Annotated in this window: 18 protein-coding genes; 11 read left to right on the plus strand and 7 right to left on the minus strand. The window is 60.4% G+C overall.

Annotation, left to right across the window (positions count from 1 at the left end):
• Positions 1 to 24: 24 nt before the first annotated feature.
• Together ACFONC_RS09045 and ACFONC_RS09050 are read right to left on the minus strand one after the other, a co-directional pair.
• Positions 25 to 810 carry a sulfite exporter TauE/SafE family protein gene (locus ACFONC_RS09045; RefSeq protein ID WP_024890245.1) on the minus strand — a complete coding sequence of 262 codons (786 nt, stop codon included), beginning with the start codon at positions 808 to 810 and terminating at the stop codon, positions 25 to 27.
• A complete protein-coding gene (locus ACFONC_RS09050; RefSeq protein ID WP_386743398.1) occupies positions 807 to 1121 on the minus strand; it encodes an ArsR/SmtB family transcription factor in 315 nt (104 codons plus the stop codon). The genes ACFONC_RS09045 and ACFONC_RS09050 overlap by 4 nt, the downstream gene beginning before the upstream one ends.
• A gap of 117 nt (positions 1122 to 1238) precedes the next feature.
• On the opposite strand from ACFONC_RS09050, the gene ACFONC_RS09055 reads away from it, so the two are divergent.
• The 6 genes from ACFONC_RS09055 (at position 1239) to ACFONC_RS09080 (ending at position 6314) form a co-directional block, all read left to right on the plus strand.
• Positions 1239 to 2111: an MBL fold metallo-hydrolase gene (locus tag ACFONC_RS09055; protein ID WP_386743399.1), complete on the plus strand. Its 873-nt coding sequence runs from the start codon at positions 1239 to 1241 to the stop codon at positions 2109 to 2111.
• Positions 2108 to 2524, plus strand: a complete 417-nt coding sequence (locus ACFONC_RS09060; protein ID WP_024890248.1) for a YeeE/YedE family protein — start codon at positions 2108 to 2110, stop codon at positions 2522 to 2524. The genes ACFONC_RS09055 and ACFONC_RS09060 overlap by 4 nt, the downstream gene beginning before the upstream one ends.
• Before the next feature lie 2 nt (positions 2525 to 2526).
• On the plus strand, positions 2527 to 2943 hold the full coding sequence (locus ACFONC_RS09065) for a DUF6691 family protein (RefSeq protein WP_386743400.1): 417 nt from the start codon (positions 2527 to 2529) through the stop codon (positions 2941 to 2943).
• Positions 2944 to 2953: 10 nt separating this feature from the next.
• Positions 2954 to 3493, plus strand: coding sequence for a beta-lactamase hydrolase domain-containing protein (locus ACFONC_RS09070; protein WP_386743401.1), 540 nt, complete (start codon positions 2954 to 2956; stop codon positions 3491 to 3493).
• A gap of 575 nt (positions 3494 to 4068) precedes the next feature.
• The gene (locus ACFONC_RS09075) at positions 4069 to 5229 is read left to right on the plus strand and encodes an IS30 family transposase (RefSeq protein ID WP_386743402.1); all 1161 of its coding nucleotides are present in this window, start codon (positions 4069 to 4071) and stop codon (positions 5227 to 5229) included.
• Between the two features lie 134 nt (positions 5230 to 5363).
• On the plus strand, positions 5364 to 6314 hold the full coding sequence (locus ACFONC_RS09080) for an IS481 family transposase (RefSeq protein ID WP_386743403.1): 951 nt from the start codon (positions 5364 to 5366) through the stop codon (positions 6312 to 6314).
• 857 nt (positions 6315 to 7171) lie between these two features.
• On the opposite strand, the gene ACFONC_RS09085 is transcribed toward ACFONC_RS09080, so the two are convergent.
• Positions 7172 to 7453, minus strand: coding sequence for a hypothetical protein (locus ACFONC_RS09085; RefSeq protein WP_386743404.1), 282 nt, complete (start codon positions 7451 to 7453; stop codon positions 7172 to 7174).
• A gap of 80 nt (positions 7454 to 7533) precedes the next feature.
• The gene (locus ACFONC_RS09090; RefSeq protein WP_386743405.1) at positions 7534 to 8313 is read right to left on the minus strand and encodes a hypothetical protein; all 780 of its coding nucleotides are present in this window, start codon (positions 8311 to 8313) and stop codon (positions 7534 to 7536) included.
• Positions 8314 to 8400: 87 nt separating this feature from the next.
• Between ACFONC_RS09090 and ACFONC_RS09095 the strand changes: the two genes are divergently transcribed.
• Positions 8401 to 8622 (plus strand): helix-turn-helix domain-containing protein, encoded by a 222-nt coding sequence (locus tag ACFONC_RS09095; protein ID WP_386743406.1) that lies wholly within the window; start codon positions 8401 to 8403, stop codon positions 8620 to 8622.
• A gap of 458 nt (positions 8623 to 9080) precedes the next feature.
• A protein-coding gene (locus tag ACFONC_RS09100) for an IS3 family transposase (RefSeq protein ID WP_386743407.1) occupies positions 9081 to 10231 on the plus strand; the annotation gives its coding sequence in 2 pieces (ribosomal slippage) (positions 9081 to 9336 and positions 9336 to 10231; 1152 coding nt in all).
• A gap of 4 nt (positions 10232 to 10235) precedes the next feature.
• Here ACFONC_RS09100 and ACFONC_RS09105 read toward each other — a convergent pair.
• The gene (locus ACFONC_RS09105) at positions 10236 to 11525 is read right to left on the minus strand and encodes a hypothetical protein (protein ID WP_386743408.1); all 1290 of its coding nucleotides are present in this window, start codon (positions 11523 to 11525) and stop codon (positions 10236 to 10238) included.
• A gap of 441 nt (positions 11526 to 11966) precedes the next feature.
• Positions 11967 to 12779: a hypothetical protein gene (locus ACFONC_RS09110; RefSeq protein ID WP_386743409.1), complete on the minus strand. Its 813-nt coding sequence runs from the start codon at positions 12777 to 12779 to the stop codon at positions 11967 to 11969.
• 637 nt (positions 12780 to 13416) lie between these two features.
• On the opposite strand from ACFONC_RS09110, the gene ACFONC_RS09115 reads away from it, so the two are divergent.
• From ACFONC_RS09115 to ACFONC_RS09125, 3 genes are read left to right on the plus strand one after another with little or no spacing between them, the layout of a single operon-like run.
• The gene (locus ACFONC_RS09115; protein WP_386743410.1) at positions 13417 to 15954 is read left to right on the plus strand and encodes an integrase catalytic domain-containing protein; all 2538 of its coding nucleotides are present in this window, start codon (positions 13417 to 13419) and stop codon (positions 15952 to 15954) included.
• A complete protein-coding gene (locus ACFONC_RS09120) occupies positions 15951 to 16955 on the plus strand; it encodes a hypothetical protein (RefSeq protein ID WP_386743411.1) in 1005 nt (334 codons plus the stop codon). Before ACFONC_RS09115 ends, ACFONC_RS09120 begins: the two co-directional genes overlap by 4 nt.
• A gap of 38 nt (positions 16956 to 16993) precedes the next feature.
• On the plus strand, positions 16994 to 18355 hold the full coding sequence (locus ACFONC_RS09125; RefSeq protein WP_386744622.1) for a TniQ family protein: 1362 nt from the start codon (positions 16994 to 16996) through the stop codon (positions 18353 to 18355).
• Here ACFONC_RS09125 and ACFONC_RS09130 read toward each other — a convergent pair.
• A complete protein-coding gene (locus tag ACFONC_RS09130; RefSeq protein ID WP_386743412.1) occupies positions 18352 to 21576 on the minus strand; it encodes a type I restriction endonuclease subunit R in 3225 nt (1074 codons plus the stop codon). The genes ACFONC_RS09125 and ACFONC_RS09130 overlap by 4 nt on opposite strands.
• Positions 21577 to 21597 lie beyond the last annotated feature (21 nt).

Here is a 21597-nt window from a genome sequence, read left to right on the forward strand (position 1 = left end):
AACGTTTGCGGGGAAGAACGAAATTCAGATCCAGCCGAGTTCACTCGCGGTGCGGTACAGCATGTACACCGCGACGACGACGATCAGGCCGGCAAGCACCGTGTTGAGCACGCCCTTGCGGTCGCCCAGGCGTGTGGCGAGGCGGGCGCCAAACAGACTGCCGACCGCGCCGCCGCCGATGAACGCCACCGCAAGCGACCAGGCGACCAGTCCGGAGCTCGCGTAGCTCAATGCGGTGGTCAGTCCGAAGGCGGTAACGGCGAGCAGCGATGAACCGACCGCGAACAGGATCGGCATGCCGGTCGAGGCGATCAGGCCCGGTACTACCAGAAAGCCCCCTCCAATACCGAAGAAACCCGACAGGAGCCCGGTGACCGCGCCCGAACCCAGCAGCTTCGGCGCGTTGCCCCGATTGAGCACCACCGCCGGATCCCCTTCACTTCCGCGCGAGCGGAACATCATGCCGGCGACCACGAGCATCAGGAGCGCGAACAATGCAAGCAGCTGCTGCCCGTCCATGGCCTTGCCGAGCATCGCCCCGAACCACGCGCCCAGCACGCCGGCGATAGCGAACGCCGCGGCGCAACGCCACTTCACGTTGCGCTTGCGGGCATGGTTGGTCAGGCCGATAAGTGCGTTGGCCGCAACCGCAAGCGCGCTGGTGCCGATCGCCACATGCGGGTCGCGCACCCCGACGAGGTAGACCATGAGCGGGACCGCGAGAATGGAGCCGCCGCCACCGACCAGCCCGAGCGTGAAGCCGACGACGCCGCCGGAAATGACCCCCATCACTAACTGGAACGTGGTCATTGGACAGCCTCCTGGCTGCCACAGTAGGCGGCGTATAGCGTATCGAGCACGCTTGCAGCAGGGCCCTCGGCTAGCGCGTAGTAGATGGTCTGCGCCTCGCGACGCGTCGTGACGAGCTGCATCTCGCGCAGTACGGCCAGGTGCTGCGACAGGGCGGATATGCTGAGCCCGGTAATCGGCTGCAACTCTCCTACCGAAGCCTCGCCCTCGACCAGCTGGCACAGCACGAGCAGGCGTGCCGGATGGGCCAGTGCCTTCAACAGTGCGGCCGCTTCATTGGCATGCTGCGCCATCTGCTCGGTCGAGGGCATCGGACGTATCTTCTTTGATGAACGGGCCATGGCGGATGTAGTTTAGTAAGTTCTTGACAAGGACAGGTGACGAATGTAATTTAGCAGTACCTAAAGTACAGAGCAAGAAGCTGTCAAATGAATCCGCAGGTGCAGAGCTTTTACGACCCGGCCACGTTCACCTTCACCTACGTGGTCTACGATCGTGACGGTGGCCATGCCGCCATCGTCGACCCGGTGCTCGACTACGATCCCGCCTGTGCCCGAACCTCGACCGCCTCGGCCGACCGCGTGCTCGCGTTCGTGCGCGATCATTCGCTGATCGTGGACTGGATCCTTGAAACCCATGCGCATGCCGACCACCTGACGTCGGCGGCATACCTCAAACGCGAAACCGGCGCGAAGGTCGCGATCGGTCGCGGTATCACCCAGGTGCAGGAGCGCTTCAAGGCGCTGTTCGGGATGGAGCCGGAGTTCGCCACCGACGGCCGCCAGTTCGATCGGCTGTTCGCCGATGGAGACACGTTCGCCATCGGCGAGCTCGAAGCGCGTGCGATCGCGACGCCCGGTCACACCGACGATAGTCTGACCTATCTCGTTGGTGACGCCGCGTTCGTGGGCGATACGGTGTTTGCCCCTGAAACGGGCACCGCGAGAGTGGACTTCCCAGGGGGCGACGCGCGCAAGCTCTACCGATCGATCCGCACCTTGTTCGATCTGCCCGCCGACACCCGCCTGTTCCTGTGCCACGACTACCCGCCGGCCGAGCGCGAGGCGCATCCGCAGAGCTCGCTCGACGAGCAGAAGCAGCGCAATGTGCATGTGGGCGGCGAGGCAGATGAGGAGACGTTCGTGAAGTTGAGGACCGAACGGGATGCAAAACTGGCGGCGCCCAAGCTGATTCTGCCGGCGTTGCAGGTGAACATTCGCGCTGGCGAGCTGCCGCCGACGGACGCGAACGGCATCCGCTACCTGCGGCTGCCCCTGAACCAATTGGGAGGTGAGGCATGACCACGTGGATGATCGCCCTGGCAGGCGGGGTGCTGATTGGACTGTCCGCGACGTTGTTGCTGTGGCTCAACGGACGGGTCGCGGGCGTCAGCGGCATCCTCAACGGCGTTCTGTTCCCGAAGGCAGGTGATGTGTCGTGGCGCGCCATGTTTTTGCTGGGCTTGATCGTCGCCGCGGGCCTATACATGGCACTGGTGCCCGGTGCACCACTGCCGCGGACGGACTATTCGCGAGTCGGGCTGGTGGTCGCCGGGCTGCTGGTGGGCTTCGGCACGCGCATGGGCAACGGCTGCACGAGCGGCCACGGCGTGTGTGGGCTCGGCCGACTGTCCATGCGCTCGCTGGCGGCCGTCCTGACCTTCATGGCCACGGCCATTGCAACCACCTTCCTTGTGCGCCACGTCTGGAGTTGATGATGAAGAAGTTTTTACTCGCCGCGCTGCTGTCGGGGGCCCTGTTTGGTCTGGGATTGGCGATGTCGGGCATGACTGACCCCCGCATCGTGCTCGGCTTCCTCGACGTATTCGGCGATTTCGACCCGACGCTGATGTTCGTGCTCGGCGGCGCCGTCGCCACCACCACGCTGCTGTTCCGCTTTGTGCTGCGCCGCGGCAGCCCGGTGCTCGCCGATACGTTCCAGCTGTCGAACCTGAAGCACGTCGACCGCAGGCTGTTCGGCGGTGCGGCATTGTTCGGGATCGGCTGGGGCATTGCCGGCTACTGCCCCGGCCCCGCGCTCGCCGGCCTCGGCATCGGCTCAATCGAAGCACTGTGGTTCATTCCGGCCATGTTGGCGGGCATCCTGTTGCACCGTCTCGTCAATCGCGCCTGAGGGTTACGCCATGAAGTCCCTTCCATTGATCTTCCTTGTCGTTGCGCTCGCAGGCTCCGGCTGCGCCTCCGCCACGCACCCGACTGCGCTGCCGACCGTCGCGGATGCGGTGTCGCCGGCCCCGGGCATCGTATCGGGGGGTCGGCTGGCTGCCGACGACATCGCACGTGTGCGCGATGCCGGCATCCGCCACGTGATCGACCTCACTCCGGATGCGGAGACGCCGGATTTCGACGAGGCGGCAGCCGTCCGTGCGGCCGGCCTTCTGTACTCCAACCTGCCGCTACGCGGCGCAGTGGATCTCACCCGTGAGAACGTGATGACGTTCGACGCCCTTGTCCGCGACGCGGAGAGACCGGTGCTCGTGCACTGCGCAAGCGGCAACCGTGTCGGCGCGATGGCGGCGCTTCGGGCCGCATGGGTGGATGGGAAGAAGATCGATGAGGCTATCGCAACCGGGAAGGCCTGGGGGCTCAAGGGTCTTGAGGAAGAGGTGCGCCGCAGGATCGAGGCCAGCGCTTCCCAAGCCAGGAGCAAGGTCCCGGGCTAACGACCACTGCGTGCCGCGCCCGGTCAGTGCCGGACTGCGTCCATGATCCGGTAAGCGTTCGCGCTGTCTGCAGGCATATCGAAGTCGCCACGCAGCGCCTGCAGTGCGAAACGCTCTTTATCGATTTGACGGCGGGTCCGAAAGCGGCGCCACCGATGGTCATCGCCGCCTCCAGTTCGATTACACGCTCGACGTCCCACTCCCGGTCGAGTGAGTCGAGGCGGCGGTCGACGTCGGCGCGCTCACCTTGCGCGCAAGCGGCAACGTGACTCAGGGCTCGCTGGGCGATCCGATCATTCGTCTGCGGATGTAGCGGCTTCCAGGCGATGGGCCGTGTCGATCATCCCGCACTCCTGGTCGGCGTGCCGGCGCACGACGCCACGGTGCCGCAGAAGGCTGGCGGCAATCACGTGCCCGTTTCCGCTGCCTCCACGAGTTCTGCGCGCGTTCTGAACTCGTTGCGCAGGTATCAGATGCTCCGCACTCCTGGCGACGGCGAGGTCCGCTTATGGCCCTGGATTCAATTGATCGATGCAACACACTGAAGACTGCCACGAGCAGCAGGAGTGTTGCAGATGAAGTACAGGAAGAGGATCTACTACACCGATAGCCAGAAGGCCTTGATGTGGGATCGTTGGCAGCGGGGCGAGTCCCTGCATCAGATTGCAGCGCTGTTTGATCGGCGGCATACCTCGGTCCGAAGGATCCTGGCTGAGTCCGGCGGCATCCGTCCGCCTCAACGACGACGTTCGGTGCGAGCGCTGAGCTTGGCCGAGCGAGAGGATATCTCCCGGGGCATCGCCGCCGGACAGTCAATGCGCGCGATTGCAGCCTCCCTGGGCCGGGCCCCATCCACAGTGAGTCGTGAACTTCGACGCAACGAAGGCCCCCTCGGCTACCGGGCCAGCCAAGCCGACCAAGCTGCTTGGGATCGTGCGTGTCGCCCCAAGCCCTGTAAGCTGACTCGACATCGGGCCTTGGCACGCCAGGTGGCCAGCAAGCTGCGACAGCAATGGTCGCCACAGCAGGTGGCAGGCTGGCTCCAACGCACGTACCCCGACGACACGAGCCGTCAGGTGTCTCACGAGACGATCTACCGCACGCTTTACATCCAGTCCCGCGGAGCCCTGAAGCAGGAGCTTCTGGCGCACCTGCGGCGAACTCGAGGCATGCGTCGCTCGCGCCACCACACACAGAAGACGCCTGATCACGGCAGGATCAAGGACACGATCTCGATCAGCGAGCGCCCCGCTTCAGCCGAGGATCGGGCCGTGCCGGGGCACTGGGAAGGCGACCTGCTGTTCGGGGATAGGAACAGCCAGATTGCCACCTTGGTGGAGCGACACACACGTTACGTGATGCTGGTGAAGGTTGACGGCAAAGACACCGAGACGGTGGTCAACGCCCTGATCAAAAATGCACGCCGCCTACCGAAACAACTGTATCAATCGCTGACTTGGGACCGGGGCAAGGAGATGGCGGCACACCGCCGCTTCACCTTGGCCACCGACATCCAGGTCTACTTCTGTGACCCGCACCATCCATGGCAGCGCGGCACCAACGAGAACACCAACGGGCTGCTGCGGCAGTACTTCCCCAAGGGCGTCAGCCTGTCCAACGTCTCTCAAGCAGAGCTTGATGCGGTAGCACGCAAGTTGAACGAGCGGCCCCGGAAGACGTTAGGCTACGAAACGCCAGCCGAGCGATATCGGCAAGTCGTTGCATCGATCGGTTGAATCCAGGGCCGGGAGCCGACGCTCGGCGAGTTGGAACACACTCGGACTAGCTGTGATCTCTCAGTAGGTTGTTCACCCGGGGCATCTCTGGAAGATGGGGGTTACGAAGCCAACCCAACCCCCAGGAGCCCCGGATGAACTTGCATAAACATGCCCGTCTTACGCCTCGCGGTCGAGCCCTGCTTGTGGAGCGGGTGATCGACCATGGCCTGCGGGTCGAAGAAGCCGCCCACGCAGCCGGGGTGAGCGTTCGAACGGCTTACAAGTGGCTGCGCCGCTTCCGCGAGGAAGGCCCTGCGGGATTGCAGGATCGCTCCTCGCGTCCGCTTCATTCGCCCCACGCCACACCGTCACCGGTGGTCGAGCAGGTGATGGCGCTACGTCGTCAGCGGCAGACCTATCGCCAGATCTCGATGGCCTTGCCCGTCGGACTGAGCACGATCGCGCGGCTGATGCGTCACGCCGGACTGCACCGGCTGGCCGAGCTTGAGCCGGCGCGCCCGGACAACCGCTACGAGTACCCGCGGGCCGGCGACCTGCTGCATCTGGATATCAAGAAGCTGGGGCGGTTCTGGCGTCCCGGCCATCGCGTCACCGGCGATCGCCAGCGGGCTTCCGATGGCGCGGGCTGGGAGTTCGTTCACCTGGCTATCGACGATCACTCCCGGGTGGCCTTCGGCACCATTGAGGACGATGAACGTGGCTCCAGTGCCTGCCGCGCACTGCTGCAGACGCTGCGCTACTACCGCAATCTCGGCGTTACCTTCACCCGGGTGATGACGGACAACGGCGCCTGCTACAGGAGCCGGCGGTTCCGCCGACTCCTGCGACGCCTGGGCCTGCGTCACCTGCGCACACGGCCCTACACGCCACGCACCAACGGAAAAGCCGAACGGCTGGTCCAGACAGCGTTGCGGGAGTGGGCCTATGCTCGCGCCTACGACAGCTCGGACCAGCGACAACAGGCGCTTCCCCAGTGGTTGCACCAATACAACTGGCATCGCCCCCACGCCAGCCTCGGCTACAAATCCCCTGCCAGCCGCCTCCAGCTTCCGCTGAACAACGTCATGGGTTTACACAACTAGCCCTGCACAGTTTGGAAAGCGATCGCCTGGCGCGGTCGCCGCACCTGTGCGGCGTGCCGGTGGAGCCGTACCCGATGATCCTCTTGCTGGATCCACCCGGTGCAAGGTTGACGGCCGGTGTGACGACTTATCGTGAGGGCCGCTCGTGCTGGTAGATAAGCACTTCAGATCCGCAAGCCGAGCGCAGGACCACGCCAATTGGTTCCCCGGTTATGGCGAAGCGATCGCCAGCATGCCCTATGGCTGACTCCACGGCTTCCGACTTGGTGGCCAAGTTGCTCAGCGGCAGACCCCGAAAGGTGAACGACCAGCCATAATCTGCGGGTTGAACGAGGATCATCCTGCTCTGCATCGCCGGCACCTTGAAGATGGAGGGCGCCCCGGCCCAGCTTCACGACTAGCTCAAGGTCGCGGACTATCTACGTTGCTGAGCGGCATCCGTTGCCGATGCATAGACCGTGCTGCCGGGACACGGAAGATTGCTCGGGCCACTGGGTCCTGTCAGTCAGTGGATGTCGCGCCGTGGGGTAGGGGAATTCCTACATCACCCACGCCTACAGCGACGAGGGGTCTTTTTCGGCAGCCGGCACGAGGTGGTCCGCTAGCGCTTCTGCGCTATAGCCGAGGAGGGAGCGCCTTTCGATCAAGATCGGCGGTGGAGTGGTGCCTGGCGCTTAACCAATTTCTACATCCGCTAAAAAAGCAGAGGAACTATCCGGCCAGCAACATTGGATTCGCATCGCGCAGGCTGGTCACTGAAGATCGCTTGGTCGGATAAGCCAATCTCTAGCGTACTTCATGATTGGAGTTTCGCGACAAGGGAACTTTTCGGATGGGTTCACTCATCCTGCGGAGAACTACCAGCGATCTTTTCGAGGCCAGTACTCATTCTGGCCTTGCGCATGCGCCAGCGCATTCTTGAGGGCCTGCATTCTGGCTTCCGTCACCCCATCCTCAACGAGGTCCTCGCATACGAGTTCCAGCGCCCAATAGTTTGGAGCGGCATTGTTGATGGAATCGAGCCAACGACGAATTTCTTCGTTGCTCGGTAGTGTTCCGGCGCTGAGGTGGTTGACGATGTCGAAAGACAGGAATTGCAAGGTTTCAGCAATATCCCAAGGACGCTTCTTATTGAGCATGAGCCTGCTGGAACTTGGTTGACTACACTGGCGGAACGAAGACTTTGAGGCTTTCCATGGTGAAGGAGCGGGAATCGAGATCAGTCGTTGATGATCTCACTGACGCTTTCCCGAAGAAGCCTGGCACCCTCGATCGCTGAGTAACGGTTGCCCTCACGACTGGATTGCAGCACAGCGGACGCTGTACACGTCGTCCCATTCCTGTAGGGAACACATCCGATCCGCACAGGCTGGACTTTATCGCCAACTTTCACGCAATAGACCGGATCACCAACGCCATTCTCGTAGTCGAAGCCCAAGGCCCTTGGATACCCGACGTTGTTGCACCCCTTGTCTGCGAGCCGATCGAAATTTGCGATCGCGGAGTCGGGTGGGTACTCGCTGGGTACTGAGAACTTGTACCGCACCTTGAAGGTGTCACGAAGCACAGCAGTTGGCGAAAAGTCCGGAGCCTCCCAGAGATTCATGAACGAGCCCTTTTTGTAGGGTTCGGCCGCGCCGTCTGCCTGGAAGCTCAAGATGCAGGACTCAGGCGATGCCTCATGCTGGAGCTTGAACCGCTGTCTTTGACCTTTGCCGGTGCTTCCATTGGCCGCACCCTTGAAGGTGGTGATGAGTACGGCGGCTGAGGATTCACGCTCGACCTTCCCGGACCGGCTGCCTTTGACGTTGTCGATCACATAGGAGAATCCGAACGTCGTGCCGCAGCCGAGCCCTTCGTCACTGTTCTCATTGTCAGCCGGTGCGACGAAGACCAGCGCGCTGCCATCACGTGCATTCGCGGGTTCTTGGGCCGAAGAGGCGCCCAAGGCTCCCAAGCCAACGAGGGTCAGTGCCAGACTCCATGAAAATGTGCTCATCGTGAGTCGCTCCTTCAAATAACATCTATAGGTGGCCTATCTTAAAGACTGTAGAGCTTTAGCTGGTCCATTTCTAGTGTGTCGGGCATGTCGACGTCCCTGCCCGCGAGAATTGGTCTGGCCATCAGGAAGCGAAGGGAGCAACTTGGCGTCAGCCAGGAGGCCTTCGCCGACAGCATCCAGATGCACCGAAACTATTACGGCGCGATTGAGCGCGGCGAGAAGACCATGCGGCTGGACACCCTCGAACGGGTTGCTGTCGGTCTGGATGTGGAAGCTTGGCGCCTGCTGCGGGAGGCGACGGACTGAATCACGGGCTGGCGGGTCGACCGGGTTGGTCGCCGAGGTGCAGGCAACGGGCGATCCCGTGCGTTCGCCAATGCGTCAATAACTCGTACTACGATGATCAGGCTACCGATTGTGCGATCAGACAGCTCCGGTCAGAAGCAGACAGAGGTTGTCGACAAAGCTAGGGTGCGCCTAGACACACTGCGGTTGCAGGTTCGTCTGTTAGGGATTAGCTCTCCCGCAAGTACTTCGACAACTCGTGTGCTCTGAGCATCTGGTTGATGCGGTCAGGACGGGCGAAGATCCCGCTCATCTAGGTTGACCGGGGGGCTTCGGACGTACGAGCGTACGCTTGAGCTTGGTTCCACACTGGCACTCCGGTTGCCCCGGATCTGACGGTTCCTCACACAATGGGCTGGATCGCCCAGTCTTTCGTAGACACCCAGAGGCCATAATCCATGGCAACAGCAGAGGTGTCTATGAGCAACAAGCAGTACACGGATGAGTTCAGGGCCGAGGCGGTGAAGCAGGTACTCGAGCGCGGCTTCACGGTGGTGGATGTGGCCGCGCGCATCGGGATCCCCAAGCACACGCTGTACGACTGGGTGCAGAAGGCGAAGAAGGCCGGCAGGCCGGCCGCAGGTTCCGCGCCGGCGGGGACCGACTCGGCTGAAGTGCGCCGCCTCAAGGCCGAACTGCGGCGCGTGACCGAGGAGCGCGACATTCTAAAAAAAGCCGCCGCGTACTTTGCCAGGGGGTAAGGGCGAAGTACGCATTCATGCGTGCGCACATCGGCGAGTTCCGACTGGTCGCGATGTGCCGGGTGCTCGGCGTGCACCGGAGCGGCTACTACGCCTGGGTTCGGCAGTCGGCCAGCCTGCGCGAGTGCGAGGATCAGCGGTTGCTCGGCTTGATCAAGCACTTCTGGTTGGCCAGCGGAGGCGTGTATGGCCACCGCAAGATCACGCTGGATCTGCGCGAAGCGGGCGAGACCTGCAGCCGCCACCGCGTGCAGCGGCTGATGAAGGCCGAGGGCCTGCGTGCGCAGGTCGGCTACGGGAGCAAGCCCCGCCATCGCGGTGGCCCGGTGGGTGTGGTCGACAACGTGCTGAACCGCGAGTTCGCCCCCGACGCCCCCAACAAGGTCTGGGTCACGGACATCACCTACATCCGCACCTATGAGGGCTGGTTGTTCCTCGCGGCGGTCATCGACCTGTACTCGCGGCAGATCGTGGGCTGGGCCACGGCGCCGACGATGACCAGCGACCTGGTGCTGCAGGCCCTCGTGGCAGCAGCGTGGCGGCGCAAGCCGGGGCCGGGCGTCATGGTGCACTCCGACCAGGGCAGCCAGTTCACCAGCAGCGACTGGCAATCGTTCCTCAAGGTGCACCGGATGGTTCCGAGCATGAGCCGTCGCGGGAACTGCCACGACAATGCGGTCGCCGAGAGCTTCTTCAGCGTCTTGAAGAAGGAGCGGATCAAACGGCGGATCTACCCGACCCGGGCCGCCGCAGCCTCGGACGTGTTCGATTACATCGAGATGTTCTACAACCCGGTTCGCCGCCATGGTTCCGCCGGCGACGTCTCACCGGTAGAGTTCGAAAGGCGCTACGCGCAAAGCGGCCGATGAGTGTCTATGAAACTCTGGGCGATCCAGGGCAGAGAGTGTAGGGTTCGCCGTGTTCCTCGAAAATAGAGATCAGCTCCGCCCGTTTTCGTACTCGACGCTCTTCTTCCGACTCTCTTGTTGGCGGGGTCGGGAGTGAAGGTGTAGGTCCCATAGGGCCAGCTTTCTCGAACATGGATAGGTCTGCTTCAGTGGAGACCACCTCATAGACCTTGAACGTGTCGGTTGGCTCAACCAGCCCGGCGCGCCAAAGTTGATCGGCAAGCGCCCCGACGAGTTCGAAAGGAGATGGGATCAGTTCGTTCTCCCAATCCTCGAAAAACCAGGCGCGGTACTGGCCCCATCGGCGGAACCCTTTTTCACGTGCGCCTTGCGAGTCCCTCTGCTGTGCGTCAAACAACCGCTTCAGCGCGCTCTTGTATCCGAACCTATTGCCAAGCCAAGGTACCCAACGCTTCGTATCGATCAAGGTTCCGACCGGCATGTCATGCACGAATTCGCCCCACAAACTCAGCTGCCAAAGCCACGGATGCGCGCCAACCAACTGCCAGCCCTTGCGGATATGCGAAAGGAAAGGGGGCAAGTGCTCATCGTTCAAGTAACGCCGGCTTGCTAACTCGATTGCCTTGCTGTCCCTGTCGAACTGTGCCTGTAGTGCCAGACGAGCGGCATGGGGATCAGCAAAGGCAGAGAGCGCCTCCAGATCTTTGAGATGAGGAGCGCGTAGCTTGGTCCGGTACCGCTCCCGGCTACGGCGCTGGCCGTCCAGCTGAGCCTGATTGCGCCGTCTGCGTTCTTCTAGTTCTCTACGAGCCTTCAGGATCTTGCGGTTGAGATCAGCAACCCGCTGCTCTAAGGCGCGCTCGGCACGTCCGAACGCCTTCTCAGCTGCGGGAGAGTGGATCCATGCGCGATTCGCGGCCTCGTGTAGAACAACGTTGGCAAAGGCTTCTTCGAGAACGGTATCAGAGTCCAGCTTGGATAGGTCGATTTCGATCATGGCCCAGCCGCGCTTGTGTACCAGCGCGGCCTTTGTCTGATCTACGGCATGGGTCACCCTGATCTCGACGAGGAGAGGTGGAGTGCGCGCATCATCAACTTCGAGGACTACATCTGGGCGTGCACCGACCATCCATTCCTCCTGCCTGGCCCGGGCATAGTTCCAGATCCGCGCGGCGCGAGTGACTGGCTCGAAGTGTGGCTGTCCATCAAGGTCATTGAGCCAAGCAGTGCGCTCCCACGCAGGGAGCATCACATGACGTGCGTCGAGCAATACCTGTTTCGCCATCTTGTGCACCGCCGTCTCGTAGCAGTGCTCTTCGCCTCCCCCTCGATAGTGGGCGAAGTTTGGTCGTTGTCGCGGGCCCTTGCGAGCCACCAACTGCCGACCGCATCCTGGGCAGTGGCAACCGCAGGCCAGGCCACGCTCTATGGCCGACGCGGGGTAGAGAATGCCGTCGCGTTCGCCAAACGGTACCTGAAGGCCGACTGTGTTGGCGTCTTGCTTAACCACTGGATACCCACGCAACCCGATCTCATTCTAGGATGACTGAGCAAGGAATGGCGCTACGGACGGCGCCCTGCAGTCGGTAACTGTCATATTGAGTATGGTCGAACGGGGGGTAGTTCCGCTCAATGGACCTGCCGAGGTGGCGAAGGTTTGTCATTACTAAAAGGGTTGATCTTAGCGAGCGGCGGAAGGGAGCTCCACACTTGCCAGAAGGTCCTTGAAATAAACCTATTTGTAGCGCTCTTGATCAAGCGGGCCGGGCGAGAAGAATGTATCCCACCAACTCCACCCGGCACCGCATTCCGGAATCATCTCGGGCTTAAGAAGCTGCCGACGATGAAGCTTCAGCTCGTGCGGGACGGAGCGGTTGTTCTGCCACATCTGCTCGCATTCAATTACTGCAGCACGGCGACCGATTGAACCGCTGACTCGGGGCAACTCAAAAAGCCTGGCATCTGCAAACGGCTGCCAGCTTAAGAAGTAGTCGACGGCAGCAATCAGGGTGTCCTTCGAGATCAGCAGGTGGCGGCTACGGGCGATAGACCTAGGCAGCATCCTCCAGCAGACCTGCATACCTTCTAGTCCGCCATCGAAGTTGCCGAGCAGCTGCTCCAGCCGCATCCGTGCCACGAGCGCAAACCATGCGGTTGGCGTTCCGACATGCTCCAACCCTGCGCGCAGGTCGTGCGTCCACGGTTCCAATGCGATCGCCTCGATGCCTCTTGTCTGGATGCGCGGACATCGCCAGATCAGTTCCCGTACTGGTCCGGTCGGCAGCTTCCTAAGAAGTGACAACAACTTGTCTGTGCTGAGGCCTGGGTGGCACAACACGTAACCAACCGGATGGAAGACCCATAGCGAGAGGTTCGACTCCGGAAGTACAGCTTGCAGGCGGCTTGCATGGCCAGGCTTCAGTGAAGATCCGGCCCTCAAGGCATGGAACGTCTTCTTGCAACGCGTCGGTCTTCCCCGGCGCCGAATTTCAGCAATAGCCTCTGCGTTGCTGAGACCAGCTAGGCGTTGGCTTGTGTATGCCTCCATCTGGTCGACGTTCCACGACCTTGAGACACGGGCCAGTTCGAGATCTGCAGCTGCCGAACTTAGCTCTCGGTACAGGAGCCTCGCCGGCTCCAACAAGATTGTGCCGGCCCCAGGTTCCGCATCGCTTGGAAAAATCGCAATGGACATTTTCCCGTGGAATGACGTGCAAGGAGCACTTATGTTGACATAACCGAACAGAGCCGAACGCATCGATGTCGACCAAGGCGGAGCTAGTTGAAAGATATGGGCCGCTAGTGTCCGGCAGCGACCTTGCAAAGCTTGCGGGCTTCAAGAGTACGGACGCACTTCGGGTCGCCGAACAGCGCGGCCGACTTGGCTTCAAGGTATTTCGAATCGAGGGTCGGAGAGGGCGCTTTGCCCATGTCGAAGACGTGGTGAACTGGATCGAGTCACAGGGCCAAAAAGCGTCAGGAGGGCAGGCGTGAGATAACCCGCATCCGAAGAAAACAAAACCGGCGCCTTGCAGGGCGCCGGTTCTGAGAATGGAACGTCGTCCGGAAACGTATCTAGTCATTGGCGTGACAGAGCGAGTCTCTATGACGGCGGGCCGACAAGTCAAGTCGTCTGTTTTCTGTTCAGGACCAGCCCGAACAGAGCCGAACTGAGACCGCCTATCGTGCTTGATCTCACCATAGATGTGACCGTTGGAAACTCGAATGTAATCAGCGAAGCCGTCGCCCGAGCCTTGGGCAAGGCGATGCCGCCACCGAGTCCTGACTTCCCGCAAGCCCGTGCCGCGGAGCTGTTCACCAAGGAGCGGCGAGAGCTGATCTACAGGACATTGGGCTTGGCTCCGCCACAAGTTCAGCAGATCGAAGACATGGTCTCCAATGCACCTGCCCGGAAGCCCGGGAAGGGTGCCCTGAACAACTTAGTTAGCCGTGTTCAATCACTCAAGAATGGTGGGCCGCGGTGGCTCGAGAGTCACACCGTCGAACGCCTCTTCTTCTACTCCCTCGAGCGAGATCCTGAGGTTGTGGGCTATGTAACTCAGGTCAGCTGCCCCGGCGTTACACGCGAGGGAAAGCGCGGCAAACACGTCACCAATCCTACGCTGGACTTCCTGGTCTTCTACTCCAACCGAATCGTACTAGTTGAGTGCAAGACAGAAGAGAAATTGGAACAACTCGCTGCGAAGAAGAGCGACGAGTGGGTGCGAAAGGATGAACGATGGAGCAACTCAGTACATCAGAGATACGCCGAGACACTTGGAATTGAAGCAGAAGTATTCGCGGTAAGTCGCCTCTTCGCGTCTGAGCTTCAGAATGCAGAACTCATCAACGCCGAGCTGTGGCAGGTCGACACAGTTGCCGAGAAGGGCCTCCGAGCGGCCGCGAGAACGCTGCTACGACATAGACCACATACAATCGACGAGTTGTCAGAGCGGGTTCCTGGATTCTCAATCCGAACCGCAGCCCGCATGCTTGCGGAGATGAGTGCTTATGGGCTCGAACGGATTATCTCACTCGGAGATGCAGACGCGTTCCTGCTGTTCAGCACGGAAGGTCACCGGGACGTCGTCGATGCGGAGCTCTGGAACGACCAAATCAATGAAACCGCAGAGCTCGCGATAACTGACAAGCTTCTGCTCGCCAAATCTGAACACGTAGAAGCGGCGCGGAAGCGCTGGAATCGGCTCCAAAGGATCGCTTCAGGTGAGCTGCCAAGGACCAGAAGAATGGCAGCCTTGGCCAAGGTCGTCTATGCAGCAATCGCAAATGGCGTGAGCCCCATAGAGGCATGCCTCACCGACCACTGCAACTGTGGCAACCGTGGCCGGAGGCTCGTAGAAGGTCAGATCTCCGCATTGGCGATGGTTGTGGAGCGCTGGAACCGTGGCGAGTATCCGGACCGCGTCGGGGCATTTCTGGACCTGCGGGCGCGTTGTGTTGCCGCCAACGTCCCCGCCCCACATCAGAGCACGCTGCACAAAGAGATCAGAAGTACCGACCAAACACGTAGAACGCTGATCGTAGACGGTATCCGCCAGTACCAGAAGGAGAGGGCGAGGACGGACGGTACTAGCTGCAGTCTCCCGAGCATTATGTTCGGCCACACTCTCGTCATCGACTCATCCAACTTCGATCAAAGAGTTGCGGCCAACCTCCTTACCCTATTCCCTTCGGCCGTTCCCAAGTTCTATGCCGGAATCGATGGTGCCACTGGATTTCCTATGGCGCATGCCCTGCTGTTCGGCCCTGCACGAACGGATGGCCTTGCAATTCTGATGCGAGAGTTTGTTTCACGCCATGGATTCCTGCCCCGGTGCATACAGCTTGATCGCGGACCGGAGAACACGGGTTCGTGGATCCAATCTTTCGCAGAGCACTTTGGCATCGAGCTCCGGTGGACTCCAACTGGAGGCAGCAGGTACAACGGCCTGGCCGAGAATGTCATAGGGCGAGTGAACCACTTTGTTGCGCACAAAGGAGCTGGAAGCACGCTCCCTGACCAGAAGGGAAGGGCGAAGGATGGCCGAATGAAAAGCCGGAAAACTGCGATCCATAACTTCGCCTATGTTGTGAGGCAGTTCGAAGGCTACTACTACGGAGAGCTCGCCAAAACCAGGGATCAGGAGAACATGAGTCCCGAGGACAAGCGGGAGTACTTGCTGCAGCTGGGCGGACAAGGAGGGCGGCCGTGCAGCCTCGACGATGCATTCAGGGTGATCACCTCCGTTGAGATAGATGTTCCTCGTACCATCGATGCTTCCCGGGGCATTCGTTTGACGGAGGGAACATATTCTGGCGCCGCGCTCAACACAGCACTTCTAACTGGCCGCGTTACTGAGCTGAGGAAAGATTGCGTCAATCCGTCGGTGGTGTACGCCAAGATCGCCGAGAAGTGGTACCGAGCGTTCCGTCGGGATGGGGTTCCGCTTCTGAATCGTCCCGCGGAGTACAGGCTCTTCAAGCTGCTTTGCGAGCCGATCTGGCGCTCTGAGCGTGCAGCCCATAATCTGGAGGTTCGGCGCGCCACCATTGAGAGGCGAGACGCTGAGAAGTCCGAAGCGATGGTGGGCAAAGAACACCTGGCACCCGATGACGAAGGCAGTCAATCAAAGCCCTCAACAGAGGGCCCAGACAAGACTACACAACAAGTTGTCTATCCGTCAGTGAATTGGTCGGATCTCCGCTCCGGTGCCGCCGCATGATCAAGGAAGCGTTGGCGCACGCTCATTTCACTCATGCCGAGATCCTATTGCAGGACAGTCTGACCCGCCACGCACCCGGAAGACTCGTCGGGATAGTCGGAATGCCCGGTAGCGGAAAGACGTTCCTTAGAAACTTGGTCGTGCGAAGAATCATCGGATCACCTGAAAGCTGGGGAACAGGAAAAGTACATGTCACCGAGGTGATGGCCCTGCTGGATATCAATGCCAAGTTCTCGGCCAAAGGATTCGCAGCTCGAGCGCATCGAAGCGTACTGTGCCCAGATCTTCGCTCTCTGTACCGCGAAGCAACGGATGAAATCAGCGAGGCATACATGCGGTCACTCCGTGACGCGGATACGGCGTGGAGAAAGGGGTCTGCTGCCAGCAACACGAGCGAATCAAGATACTGGGCTGCTTTCACCGAGGCTGCGATCGGCCGAGACCTGAAGCTTCTTCTGGTTGAGCACGCAGCGGCGATCGGCAAGGCGCAGAGAGGCGAGGAACCGAAGGACCATATCTGGAACCTGATGAGCATTCTGGATCAGGTTGGGTGCATGGGGATCCTCAACCTTATTCCAGAAGGATTCGCACTTTGGGACGGACGCCCCGAGATCGCCGAGAGAATGGATCGCATCTATATCAAGCCTTACGACCTGCGAGACCGAGAGCAACTTACCGAGTTTGCGCGGATAGTTCTTCACGTTGCGGAAAAATACGAATGGGAGAGCGAAAACGCAGTTCAGGATCGGATCGTTGATATCGGGATCGCAACCGCAACTGGCATGCGAGCTCTGCAAGAGTTGTTCGCAAGGGCCGATATAAACGCAAAAAGAAGGGGGAGCGGAAGAATCTGCGGAAAAGACATAGAGGATGCGTATGAAACAGAAACGCACATTGCGAATCTATGGCGTCAGGTAGACCTTCTCAACAGAATCAGCAAGCCTGCCACAAATGGTGCGCTTCGAGATATCCATAGGGACTTCGTGGAAGCGGAGCTGTGAGCAATTGCAGTGCATCGTTGTTCACGCCGCTGCCACCCGTGCCGCTCCGAACCGCGGGCCCCGGATTGCAAGAGTCTTTGCATCACTATGCTCTCAGAATCGCAGATATCGGCTGCGTGAGCCTACGGGCGCTTGAGAGTATGCTGCTCAGAAGTAGTGATAGGGCTGGGATAAATTGTAATGCAGTCTTTCCGAGCAGTTGGATAGGTCCTCGAAGCAAGTTCAGGGAGCTTCTATCCGCCCTGGAGCGAGATACTGGCGTCGACAACCTGCGTATCGGCACCTTTCATGTTGTCGCAGACGTGCTTGGACGGGGTGGGACGCGTCGAAGGCAGGTGCGCGGAGAAGGTCGCGCGTGGTGCCCGGCCTGCTATCACCTTTGGGACGAAGGTACCAGCTGTGAACCGTTGCTGTGGGCATTCGACATGCTTACCGCGTGTCCGATTCATGACACTCGCCTAGAGACGAGTTGTCCAGAATGCAACTCTAGTCAAAGCTTCTCCGTGCCCTACAGATCTCGTCGACAATGCACGGATTGTGGTGCAAGACTTGGGCACCTGCATGGTCTAATGGAACGTGACAAACAGAACAGATGGGTAAATCAGACACTGCTCTCTTTTGCGCGCTGGATTGGTGATACTCGCGAACCAGTGAACAGCGGCAGCTATGTGCAGTTCATTCACCATGTGCGCAACCGACCGCCGGAAGCATCGCCGCTGCCAGAATGGGCGGTTCGGTACCACTCGAATCAGCGACCTGACTTAGCACTTCCAACCATATCGACGCTGCTCAACTGGGCGGCGCTTCAAGGTACGACGGTGCAGGAAATCCTATGCGATCCGTCCACGGCTGCCTCGACGGGCCTCTTTGATTCGCAGTCGAACCAGTTTGATGGCCTGCTGTTTCGACGCCGTGATCTAACGTTGCCCTTAAGGAAAGTGGTCTTCGTGCTCTCAGAGCTCGCGAGTAGCAGTTGCCTTGTGCCGCCCCCATCAATCGTTTGGCTCGAGTTGGGGCTATGGTGCTCCGTCGTAGAGGATGTTTGTCCGTTGGAACGTAGTGCTTACGCCGAAAAGTATCGTACGCAGAAGCATTCAATGAGTGCTCAAAGGTTCAAGCGAGGGGTCACGTCCTGCATGAGGCGTTTTAAGAAGAGCGCGAGTGATGTCGATGATCGCGATGGGTGCCTTAGCCTTCTCATGTCTCTTGGATACTCAGCGGACAGCGCGAACGAGTGTGTATCAGCGAGCATGGCGCTGAGAGCCGCCCTATACAGGGCAATGGATAACGCTAAACTCGAAGAGTTCGACGCAATACGCGCTGCGCGCGCCTCGGCTTGGGCAACCAACAAGCTTGAGGAAAAAGGCAAACGAACGCCAGAAGAACCGACTTCAGGCTAGTGGTATACGGGTGAAGGGAGAGTCGGGTAGACCCGCCAGATGTGCTGGAATACTTCGGCGGACAAAGTATCGACATCCCGCTCGTCATAGCTATCGACGGGCAAGCCGGTCGCATCGGCGTACAGATAGTCGTGGATCGTGACGCGTACGACGTCCCGATTGGCCTCCGTCGCTTGCCAATCGGCGATCTCGGTCAGGCGCGACTTCAAAGCATCCAACAAGCCTTGAGCCACCTGTTTCAGCTTCTCGACGCCCTTCTTGTCCAGATCTGGCTTACGTAGCAAGTCAAAGAGCGCCAGCGTCTCCTCGTCCAGGCCCAGTTCGACAGCCCGCTGCTCTTCCTCGCTCATGGCCTCAGTCAGCAGCAACAACTGTTGAAAGGTAGCCTCGATGGTCGCTCGATCCTTCTCCCGGTTGTAAGCGGCCACAATCTCCTCGTAGCGCGCCTGCAGATCCTTGCGCAGCGGGTTCCTTGCCAGAAGCCTTGCGAGCTTGGATTCGATCATCGCTTTCAGGCTCTGGACTGCAGTGTGCTTGCGTTTGCTCCGCTGGAATTCCTTCATCAGCTTATCGAAGTCGATCTTGCTGATATCGAACAGACGATTCTTCCCGTCCGGCTCTCCGTCGTCCACCGATTTCGCGCCGGCCGTGACGATTGCATGATCCACCTCGCCGCGCAGTGCTTCGATGATGTGGCTGATATCGCTCTTGTCCACATCCTGCTGCAAGCTCTTGTAGACAATCTTCAAGGCATCCACGCGCGTGCGGCGGGCGTGCACGCCCTCTACGTGCACGCAGGCCTTGAACCGCACGAACACGTCTCGCGCCATCAACTCGAAACGCTTGCGCATCTCGTCGTTCTCGTTGATGGCCTCTTTGGCATCGAGGATGGCCTTGTTGCGAGCAAACCCGGTGCTGCCCAGGATCGCATCCAGCGAAACGCCGCGCTTGTCCAGCCACCCGCTGATCTCCGCCAGCGACGCATCAAGCCGATCCAGCAGTTGCACTTCCGGCTTGGCCGGGTCGACCTCATCTTCGCCGGGCTCGCCGTCCGTGCGGGTCCCTGCGAAGGTCGCCAGTGCACGGCGCAGGTTCTTCAGGATTCCGCAGTAGTCCACGATCAGGCCATTGGTCTTGCCCTCGGCAACGCGGTTGGCACGGGCGATTGCTTGCATCAGGGTGTGCGCTTTGAGCGGCTTGTCCAGGTACAGCGTGCCCAGGCTGGGAACATCGAAGCCGGTCAGCCACATGGCGCAGACAATGGCAACGCGGAAAGGGTGGTCGGACTTCTTGAACGCATCCTCCATGCTCAACGGCTTAGGAGAGCCCGGCACGCGCCATCCTTCTTTCATCCTCCTGCGATGCGGGGTGATATCCAGACCGAGCCTGCGGAACCGCTCGACCTCGCCCTGCTCTTCGCTGACAACCACGGCGAACTGCGTTTCACCCATCCACTTGAGCTGGCGGGCGCGGCGGGCCAACTCCTGATCATCTGCCTCCCGGTTCCTTTCCAGCGTCAGAGCCTGTATGTGCTCGGTCCAGTACCGCTCAATCAGCGCATGCATCCGCACGCAGGTCGGCTTGTCGATACACACGAACATCGCCTTGCCGCTCTCCCAGCCTTCGGCATAGTGCTTGACGAAGTCCCGGGCGATGCGATCCAGGCGCTCGCCTGCGGTAATGACGTGGTAATCGCGTCCCATCGCCTGTTCGAGGCGACGCTGTGCATCAGGATCGTCGGCCAGTTCATCCTCGAACTCCGCCAACTTGTCGGCCACCCTCTGGTTTAGATCGTCAATAGCTACCTTGAGCTTTTCGCCGCGGGCGTCGTAGTACAGGGGCACAGTCGCGCCATCGTCCACTGCGCGCTGGAAATCGTAGGTGGAGACATAGTCACCGAATACGCGCCGCGTCACCTCGTCATCGCCCATCAGCGGCGTGCCGGTGAAGCCGATGTAGCCGGCATTGGGCAGCGCCGTGCGCATGTTCAGCGCCAACGTTCCATACTGCGTGCGGTGGGCCTCGTCGCTGATGACGATGATGTCGTCGCGCCGCGAGTACGGATGATCCGGGTCGACGGGTTCGTTGAACTTCTGTATTAGGCTGAACACGTACCCCCTGTGCTCGGCCAGCAACCGCTTCAGGTGTGCGCCGCTGGCGGCGCGGTTTTCGTCCTTCTCGCCAACCACCCCACAGCCCACGTAGGTCTGATAGATCTGGTTGTCCAGGTCATCGCGGTCGGTGACGATGAGGAAGGTGTAGTTGCCTCCGATGCGACGGTGCACTTTGCGGGTAAAGAACAGCATCGAATAGCTCTTGCCCGAACCTTGCGTGTGCCAGAACACGCCCAGCTTGCCCAGGTTCCGGGCGCGCTCGCCCACTGCGCGGATGGCACGGTTGACACCCAGGAACTGGTGATTGCGGGCAACGATCTTGATCGTGCGCTCGCCTACTTCATCGAACAGGATGAAGTTCTCGAACAGATCAAGGAAGTTGCGCTTGTCGCACACGCCCTTGAGCAGGGTTTCCATGTCCACCACGCCTGGCGCGGCCTCCTCCAGCCGCTTCCAGTTGTGGAAGTGTTCGTAATCACCATCTAAGGCGCCAATGCGCGCTTCGCTGCCGTTGGCCAGCAGGAGGAAGGCGTTGTGGTGGAACAACTGCGGAATGGTGTCGCGGTAGTCACTGAGATTTTGGTCGTAGGCCTTGCGCAGGTTTCGATGGATGTTCTTGCATTCGACGAACAGCAGCGGGATGCCGTTGACGAAGCCGATGATGTCCGGGCGGCGACGGTACAGGTCACCTTTGACCCAGAGTTCGCGCACGGCCAGGAAGTCATTGTTCTCCGGATTATCGAAGTCGAAGACGCGCAGCGTGCGCGCATCCATCGTGCCGTCGTTCTTCCGGTACTCCACCTTCACGCCGTCGCGCAGGAGTCCGTATTTCTCGCGGTTGGCCAGCATGGCACCTTGGCCGGCGCCAACCTCCACGATCCAGCGCAGCGCGGCCTGGTAGACGACGTCCGGCAGCCCGGGATTCAGCTCAACCAGTTTCTCGCCCAAGAGGCGCGTCAACACCACATCCTTCTCGGACTTGCGGCCGAAGGTGCCGTCCGCACCGAGGACTTCGCTGTTGTACGCGTACTCGCTTCGCCAGCCCAGCTCGTCGCGCAAATAGTCGGCGGCGGTCTGTTGGACCAGCGTGTCCTCGTTCAATGCCACCATGACACCCCTGTACGATTA

Origin of the sequence: Luteimonas soli (assembly GCF_042648865.1) — a bacterium.
GTDB lineage: Bacteria > Pseudomonadota > Gammaproteobacteria > Xanthomonadales > Xanthomonadaceae > Luteimonas > Luteimonas soli.

Bases quoted from the DNA above. Each gene is read 5' to 3' on its own strand.
- ACFONC_RS09045 (WP_024890245.1), bottom strand. From the start codon at position 810: ATGACCACGTTCCAGTTAGTGATGGGGGTCATTTCCGGCGGCGTCGTC.
- ACFONC_RS09050 (WP_386743398.1), bottom strand. From the start codon at position 1,121: ATGCCCTCGACCGAGCAGATGGCGCAGCATGCCAATGAAGCGGCCGCA.
- ACFONC_RS09055 (WP_386743399.1), top strand. From the start codon at position 1,239: ATGAATCCGCAGGTGCAGAGCTTTTACGACCCGGCCACGTTCACCTTC.
- ACFONC_RS09060 (WP_024890248.1), top strand. From the start codon at position 2,108: ATGACCACGTGGATGATCGCCCTGGCAGGCGGGGTGCTGATTGGACTG.
- ACFONC_RS09065 (WP_386743400.1), top strand. From the start codon at position 2,527: ATGAAGAAGTTTTTACTCGCCGCGCTGCTGTCGGGGGCCCTGTTTGGT.
- ACFONC_RS09070 (WP_386743401.1), top strand. From the start codon at position 2,954: ATGAAGTCCCTTCCATTGATCTTCCTTGTCGTTGCGCTCGCAGGCTCC.
- ACFONC_RS09075 (WP_386743402.1), top strand. From the start codon at position 4,069: ATGAAGTACAGGAAGAGGATCTACTACACCGATAGCCAGAAGGCCTTG.
- ACFONC_RS09080 (WP_386743403.1), top strand. From the start codon at position 5,364: ATGAACTTGCATAAACATGCCCGTCTTACGCCTCGCGGTCGAGCCCTG.
- ACFONC_RS09085 (WP_386743404.1), bottom strand. From the start codon at position 7,453: ATGCTCAATAAGAAGCGTCCTTGGGATATTGCTGAAACCTTGCAATTC.
- ACFONC_RS09090 (WP_386743405.1), bottom strand. From the start codon at position 8,313: ATGAGCACATTTTCATGGAGTCTGGCACTGACCCTCGTTGGCTTGGGA.
- ACFONC_RS09095 (WP_386743406.1), top strand. From the start codon at position 8,401: ATGTCGACGTCCCTGCCCGCGAGAATTGGTCTGGCCATCAGGAAGCGA.
- ACFONC_RS09110 (WP_386743409.1), bottom strand. From the start codon at position 12,779: ATGGAGGCATACACAAGCCAACGCCTAGCTGGTCTCAGCAACGCAGAG.
- ACFONC_RS09120 (WP_386743411.1), top strand. From the start codon at position 15,951: ATGATCAAGGAAGCGTTGGCGCACGCTCATTTCACTCATGCCGAGATC.